This is a genomic window from Enterobacter cloacae complex sp. ESBL7 (assembly GCF_041679625.1).
Classification (GTDB): domain Bacteria; phylum Pseudomonadota; class Gammaproteobacteria; order Enterobacterales; family Enterobacteriaceae; genus Enterobacter; species Enterobacter asburiae_B.
Genome location: NZ_JBGORN010000005.1, coordinates 188,332 through 195,215 on the forward strand (window position 1 = coordinate 188,332; position 6,884 = coordinate 195,215).

At 53.6% G+C, this 6,884-nt stretch carries 6 protein-coding genes and 1 rRNA gene; 3 read left to right on the top strand and 4 right to left on the bottom strand.

The window, feature by feature from the left end; all coding sequences use genetic code 11:
- The first annotated feature begins 167 nt into the window (after positions 1-167).
- From bcsE to bcsG, 3 genes are read left to right on the top strand one after another with little or no spacing between them, the layout of a single operon-like run.
- Complete coding sequence (bcsE, locus tag ACERY3_RS18165; protein ID WP_033146877.1) at positions 168-1,730, top strand: cellulose biosynthesis c-di-GMP-binding protein BcsE; 1,563 nt, start codon at positions 168-170, stop codon at positions 1,728-1,730.
- Complete coding sequence (bcsF, locus tag ACERY3_RS18170) at positions 1,724-1,921, top strand: cellulose biosynthesis protein BcsF (protein WP_024908822.1); 198 nt, start codon at positions 1,724-1,726, stop codon at positions 1,919-1,921. Before bcsE ends, bcsF begins: the two co-directional genes overlap by 7 nt.
- On the top strand, positions 1,914-3,593 hold the full coding sequence (gene bcsG / locus ACERY3_RS18175) for a cellulose biosynthesis protein BcsG (protein WP_033146878.1): 1,680 nt from the start codon (positions 1,914-1,916) through the stop codon (positions 3,591-3,593). Before bcsF ends, bcsG begins: the two co-directional genes overlap by 8 nt.
- Before the next feature lie 48 nt (positions 3,594-3,641).
- Here the strand turns inward: bcsG and ACERY3_RS18180 are convergent, their stop codons facing one another.
- The 4 genes from ACERY3_RS18180 to rrf all read right to left on the bottom strand — a co-directional run bounded on the left by ACERY3_RS18180 (position 3,642) and on the right by rrf (position 6,878).
- Positions 3,642-4,634, bottom strand: coding sequence for a glycosyl hydrolase family 8 (locus ACERY3_RS18180; protein ID WP_058842095.1), 993 nt, complete (start codon positions 4,632-4,634; stop codon positions 3,642-3,644).
- A gap of 16 nt (positions 4,635-4,650) precedes the next feature.
- Positions 4,651-5,613 carry a bifunctional biotin--[acetyl-CoA-carboxylase] ligase/biotin operon repressor BirA gene (birA, locus tag ACERY3_RS18185; RefSeq protein WP_058842096.1) on the bottom strand — a complete coding sequence of 321 codons (963 nt, stop codon included), beginning with the start codon at positions 5,611-5,613 and terminating at the stop codon, positions 4,651-4,653.
- Positions 5,610-6,638 (bottom strand): UDP-N-acetylmuramate dehydrogenase, encoded by a 1,029-nt coding sequence (murB, locus tag ACERY3_RS18190; protein WP_058842097.1) that lies wholly within the window; start codon positions 6,636-6,638, stop codon positions 5,610-5,612. Before murB ends, birA begins: the two co-directional genes overlap by 4 nt.
- Before the next feature lie 124 nt (positions 6,639-6,762).
- Positions 6,763-6,878 (bottom strand): 5S ribosomal RNA (gene rrf / locus ACERY3_RS18195).
- Positions 6,879-6,884: the final 6 nt, after the last annotated feature.

Here is a 6,884-nt window from a genome sequence, read left to right on the forward strand (position 1 = left end):
CATCCCTTTAAGGAAAATCGCACGCTAAAGAAGTTGCGGGGCTTCCTGCCCTGACAAATTTCATTTACATGCTAAATCTGATGTTCTTTAATTTCAATGTTAGGTTTATTTCTACGCTTTCGCTAGTAAACTGAGATACAGATAAATTAGACGAAAAGAGGGACACCGTGGACTCCATATTTTCTATTGGCATCCAGTCATTATGGGACGAATTGAGCCACATGCCAGTCGGAGGAGTCTGGTGGATTAATACGGACCGTAATGAAGATGCTATCAGTCTGGTAAACCAGACAATTGCTGCTCAGGATAAGGATTCCCGCGTGGCCGTCATTAGCATGGGCGAAGATCCGAAGAAAATTATTACGCTTGAAAGTGGTCGCGGCCCCCAGACGGTGCGATTATTTTCCATGACATCGGAAGCCGATAGTCTATACTTTTTGTCCCGCGACGTTCAGTGCTCTATTGATCCGGATCACTATTTTGTGATTCTGAAATGCGCAAATAACGTCCTGCAAAATATGCCCGCTGAAAAACTGCTGCCCTGGCTGGAAAAAATCAATAAATGGGCAAAATTTCAAAATTGCACGCTATTGATAGTCAATCCCGGCAGTAATAATGACAAGCTGTTCTCACTTTTAATGGGCGAATATCGCTCCCTGTTCGGTCTGGCAAGCATTCGTGACCAGGCAGGCAGCTATCTCTACGATATTGCATTCTGGTGTAATGAAAAAGGCGTGAGCGCCAGGCAACAGCTTACGCTGAAACATATTGAGGGCGAGTGGCACCTGGCGCAGCAGGAAGAAACCGTGGTGCAGCCGCGCAGTGATGAAAAACGCATCCTGAGCCATATCGCGGTTTTAGAGGGGGCACCCGCCCTGTCGGAAAACTGGACATTGTTTGATTCTAACGAAGCCCTTTTCCATGAAGCCCGCACAACCCAGGCGGCAACCCTTATTTTCTCGCTGATGCAGAATAACCAGATTGAGACGCTGGCACGACAAATCCACACCTTACGCCGCCAGCGCGGAAGTGCGTTGAAAATCATCGTGCGCGAAAATAATACCAGCCTGCGCGCCACCGATGAGCGCCTGCTTCTGGGCTGCGGCGCCAATATGGTTATTCCATGGAATGCGCCGTTGTCACGCTGCCTGACGCTTATCGAAAGCGTTCAGGGCCAGCAGTTTAGCCGCCACGTACCGGAAGATATTTCCACGCTGCTCTCCATGACGCAGCCGATGAAGCTGCGTGGGTACCAAAAATGGGATACCTTCTGCGACGCCGTGGGCAACATGATGAACAACACGCTTCTTCCTGCTGACGGAAAAGGGGTCATGGTTGCTCTGCGTCCTGTACCGGGTATTCGCGTTGAACAGGCTCTCACCTTATGTCGCCCGAACCGTACAGGGGACATCATGACCATTGGCGACAATCGCCTGGTGCTGTTTTTGTCCTTCTGCCGGGTAAACGATCTCGATACGGCGCTTAACCACATCTTCCCTCTGCCTACAGGGGATATTTTCTCGAACCGTATGATTTGGTTCGAAGATAATACGATTAGCGCGGAGCTGGTGCAGATGCGTGCGCTCCAGCCTGAACAATGGGTTAAGCCGCTCGCTATCAAGAGCGATGCCAAACCGATCCTCAATGCCAGACATGATGGACACGTCTGGCGTCGGGTTCCGGAACCCCTTCGCTTATTAACAGACAACGCGGAGAACGCATCATCATGAACATCAGCGATATCATTCAACTGGTTATATTCTGTGCGCTGATCTTTTTCCCGCTTGGCTACTATGCGCGCCATTCCATCCGCCGTATCCGTGATACGGCCAGAGTGCTGTTTATTAAACCTCGCTATGTAAAACCAGCCGGAACACTGACACGGGCATCACACGTCAAGGCAGACCGAAAACATGACTAATTCTACCTATACCGCTTCGTCACCCTCGCCGCTCTGGCAATACTGGCGCGGCCTTTCCGGCTGGAACTTCTACTTTCTGGTGAAGTTTGGCCTGCTGTGGGCAGGCTATCTGAATTTCCATCCCCTTCTAAACCTCGTGTTTATGGCCTTCCTGCTGATGCCGCTGCCGAATATCAGGTTACATCGCTTGCGCCACTGGGTCGCTATACCTGTCGGTTTTGCGCTGTTCTGGCATGATACCTGGCTACCGGGGCCGGACAGCATTATGAGCCAGGGGTCGCAGGTGGCGGGCTTTAGCGCCAGCTATGTCCTCGATCTGACCGAGCGTTTTATTAACTGGCAGATGATTGGCGCGGTATTTGTGCTGCTGGTTGCCTGGCTGTTCCTGTCACAGTGGATCCGCGTCACGGTGTTTGTCGTCGCGATTATGATCTGGCTTAACGTGCTGACGCTGGCTGGGCCGAACTTTTCGCTGTGGCCTGCTGGTCAACCGACCACCACGGTGACCACCACAGGGGGAAGCGCGGCGGCAACCGTCACAACGGCAGGCGATACGCCTGTGGTGGGCGATATCCCAACCCAGACCGCACCGCCTACTTCTACAAACCTGAACGCCTGGCTCTCCAGTTTCTATACCGCGGAAGACAAGCGACAGACTAAATTCCCGGACGCGCTGCCGGCGGATGCTCAGCCGTTTGAACTGCTGGTGATCAACATCTGCTCTCTCTCCTGGGCCGACGTGGACGCCGCCGGTTTGATGTCTCATCCGCTGTGGTCACACTTCGATATTCAGTTTAAAGATTTCAACTCTGCCACCTCGTACAGCGGCCCGGCGGCGATCCGCCTGCTGCGTGCAAGCTGTGGTCAGACATCGCATAAAAACCTGTATCAACCCGCCGGCAACCAGTGTTATCTGTTCGATAACCTCGCAAAGCTGGGCTTTACGCAGCACCTGATGCTGGGGCATAACGGCCAGTTCGGTAACTTCCTGAAAGAGGTGCGCGAACAGGGCGGCATGCAGGCACCGCTGATGGATCAAACCGGTCTTCCTGTCTCTCTGCTGGGCTTCGACGGCTCGCCCGTTTATGACGATACTGCCGTCCTGCAGCGCTGGCTGCAGACCATCGAAAAAGACAGCAATCCACGCAGCGCGACGTTCTTTAATACCCTGCCGCTCCACGACGGTAACCATTTCCCGGGCGTGAGCAAAACGGCTGATTATAAAGTGCGTGCGCAGAAGTTCTTTGACGAGCTGGACGCGTTCTTCACGGAGCTGGAAAAATCAGGCCGTAAAGTGATGGTGGTTGTGGTACCTGAGCACGGTGGTGCGCTGAAAGGTGACAGAATGCAGGTGTCGGGTCTGCGTGATATCCCAAGCCCGTCCATCACCAACGTGCCTGCAGGCATTAAATTCTTTGGGATGAAGGCACCGCATCAGGGCGCACCGATTGAGATTACACAGCCAACCAGCTATCTGGCGATCTCAGAGCTGGTTGCCCGCGCCGTTGACGGGAAGCTGTTTGTAGAAGATAGCGTGAACTGGGATCAGCTCACCAGCAACCTGCCGCAAACCGCAGAAGTCTCAGAAAACGCTAACGCGGTCGTCATTCAGTATCAGAACAAACCGTACGTTCGCCTGAACGGCGGGGATTGGGTACCGTATCCGCAGTAACACGGTATAACGTCCCTCTCCCCATCGGGGAGAGGGGCAATGTCGACATTATTGCTGGGCGATCCACACCAGCATTTTCAGACTTGCCGAATAGTAGTCGTCTTTAGAGGTGATTTCGGGTTCACCGGAAGACTGCCCCATCGTGAAATCACGTACAGCCAGCAGGCCGCCTTCCATCATGTAGGGCGCATATTCGTTGGTCGCGACGTTAACCCAGGCGGGAGTTTGTTCCCGGGGAAACTGTCCGAACCAGGCCTTCCACGGCGTCAGCAGCGGGCTTTGCTTATCAGACCAGGCAACGTACAGCGGAACACGAATCGCGTCATAGCTCATTCGCGGCGGCCAGCCTTTGGCAGGAGTCAGCTTGCCACCTGATGCCAGTGAAACCCAGTCAGTGGGCAGATTCGCTTTACCCGAGCCCATTTTCCCCAGCAGGCGTTTCCCGTCCTTAATCAAATCGCGCCAGACCGGCAAATGACTGCGTCTGGAGAAGGCCTGCCAGGCCGGAAACACGAAATAGGAAGGATTGAGGACCACTTCACCCTCAAGCTTAAACCCCTGGACGCCGGGCAGCATCACGCGGTAACCGGCATAGCGGATCACGCTGTGGTCAATCAGTGCTTTGGTAATTGCATCCGATGCGGCGCTGTAGCGCTTGTCATGCCAGCGGGCGTCGGCTTTCAGCAACGCCCAGGCAATCATCACGTCGCCATCTGCAGCGTTGTTTTTGTCGGCGACCGGGTTGGACTCTGCGGGGTTATAGCGCCAGTAAAACAGACCATTTTCTTTGTTCTTTAGCCGACTGTCTGTCCATTGCCAGAGCTTATCGAACGTGGCTTTATCGTCGTTGGCCACCGCCATCAGCATGGCAAAACCCTGACCTTCCGTATGCGACACGCCGCCATTACCGGTATCAACAATACGGCCTTCCGGTTTGAAAAAGCGGGCCTTGTAATTCTCCCAGGCCCGATCCGCATGAGAGAGAGGCGAAAACAGCACACTCATCATGACGGCCAGCGTTGCGCACACGGGTTTTCGCATAATTAACTCGATCCGGTTATTCGGCACTTCGCAGTGAAATCTCACCGCCCATCCAGGGTTTGATCACGCCATCCTGCTCCAGGAGCAGCGCGCCCTGTGCGTCAATACCGCGGGAAGTTCCGTAGATCTCTTTATCACCAATCAGCAATTTCACCGGGCGGTTGATGAAGTTATCCAGCTTTTCCCAACGAGACAGGAACGATGCCAGCCCTTCCTGCTCAAAAAGCGTGAGTGAACTGCGCAACTCTTTAATCATACGCACGGCAAGGGTGTTGCGATCGATGACGATCCCCGCCTCCTGGAGGTTAGTCCAGGCCTGATTCACCACATCATTTTGTACATTGCGCATTACCATGTTGAGGCCTGCGCCGATGACGATTTGCGCCGCATCGCCCGTTTTTCCCGTCAGTTCGACCAGAATACCGGCAAGTTTACGATCGTTGAGGTAGAGGTCATTAGGCCACTTAACACGTACTTTATCCGCCCCCAGATCGTGCAGCACTTCCGCCATGACGATGCCGATGACCAGACTCAGACCAATGGCAGCGGCCGGGCCCTGCTCGAGTCGCCAGTACATGGACAGATAGAGGTTAGCGCCAAATGGCGAAAACCATTTTCGACCGCGACGGCCGCGACCGGCCTGTTGATATTCAGCAACGCAGGCATCGCCGGATTTCAGCTCAGGCAGACGATCCAGAAGATACTGGTTCGTCGAATCAATCACCGGCAGCACCGCAACATTGCCGCGTCCGATCTGGCTGCGGATCGCTTCTTCATTCAGCAATTGAATCGGTTCCGGCAGGCTGTAGCCTTTTCCGGGAACCGTGAACACATCAACACCCCAGTCGCGAAGCGTCTGGATATGTTTATTGATAGCAGCACGGCTCATGCCAAGCTGTTCACCCAGCTGCTCGCCAGAATGAAACTCGCCGTCAGCAAGGATGCTAATCAGGGTTAAGGGAACGGTATTGTCCTTCACGCGATAGCCTCCACGGCATTAACTTCACCTGTGCAGCCAATGAAGCGAACTTCTGGCTCCAGCCAGACGTTAAATTTTTTGCCCACACGCTGACGAACATAATGAGCCAGCTGTACAACATCATCGCTGGTCGCATCGCGCTGATTAATCAGCACAAGAGCCTGCTGCTGGTGAACGGCAGCACCGCCTACTGAAGTGCCTTTTAGCTGGCATTGATCGATAAGCCATCCTGCGGCAAGCTTCACGCTGCCATCCGCCTGAGGGTAATGTGGCGCGGCTGGCCATCCTTCAAGAAAGACTTTTGCATTTTCGCTGCTGATAACCGGGTTTTTGAAGAAGCTTCCTGCGTTTCCGTTTACTTTTGGATCGGGAAGTTTGGTCATCCGCATACGGCAAACGGAATCAAAAACGTCGCGGGCGGTTACGGTAGCCGGATCGAGACGCGTTAAATCTCCGTAGGTCAACACGGGCTGCCAGTTCTTCAACAGGCGCAGGCCCACGGCAACAATCACGTAGCGATCCTGATATTCATGTTTGAAGATACTGTCACGATAGCCAAACCGGCACTGTTCCGCCGTTAAACGCTTTGCCGTTCCGGTTGCCAGTTCGATGCAGTCGACATATTCACAGACATGTTTCAGTTCGATGCCGTAGGCACCGATGTTTTGAATAGGTGACGATCCGGCGCAGCCTGGAATAAGCGCAAGGTTTTCCAGGCCCGGCATCCCTTTTTCGAGGGTGAATTGCACCAGATGATGCCAGTTTTCTCCGGCCCCCACGTGCAGGTGCCAGCTGTCGGCACGCTCTTCCACATCAATTCCCATGATGCGGTTAACGATCACCGTTCCCGCAAAATCATCGAGAAAGAGGACATTACTTCCTTCGCCCAGAATCAGTACGGGTTCGTTATTTTCAGTTGCGCTTTGCCATGCATCCAGCAGTTGCTGTGCAGTATCGGCACGTACAATTTGTTTAGCATTGCGTTGAATGCCAAAGGTATTCCAGGGCTTAAGGGAGTGGTTCATAGACGCTATCCTGATGCAAAAACGCAGGTAGTTTACCGTATAAGCAGGGCGTTGGGGGATTAGTTTGTGCAGCGTATAAACGCAAAAAGGCCATCCTTTCGGATGGCCTCTTCACTTATTTGATGCCTGGCAGTTCCCTACTCTCACATGGGGAGACCCCACACTACCATCGGCGCTACGGCGTTTCACTTCTGAGTTCGGCATGGGGTCAGGTGGGACCACCGCGCTAAAGCCGCCAGGCAAATT

Coding starts and splice junctions, on each gene's coding strand:
- murB (WP_058842097.1), bottom strand. CDS start 6,638: ATGAACCACTCCCTTAAGCCCTGGAATACCTTTGGCATTCAACGCAAT.
- ACERY3_RS18180 (WP_058842095.1), bottom strand. CDS start 4,634: ATGCGAAAACCCGTGTGCGCAACGCTGGCCGTCATGATGAGTGTGCTG.
- bcsG (WP_033146878.1), top strand. CDS start 1,914: ATGACTAATTCTACCTATACCGCTTCGTCACCCTCGCCGCTCTGGCAA.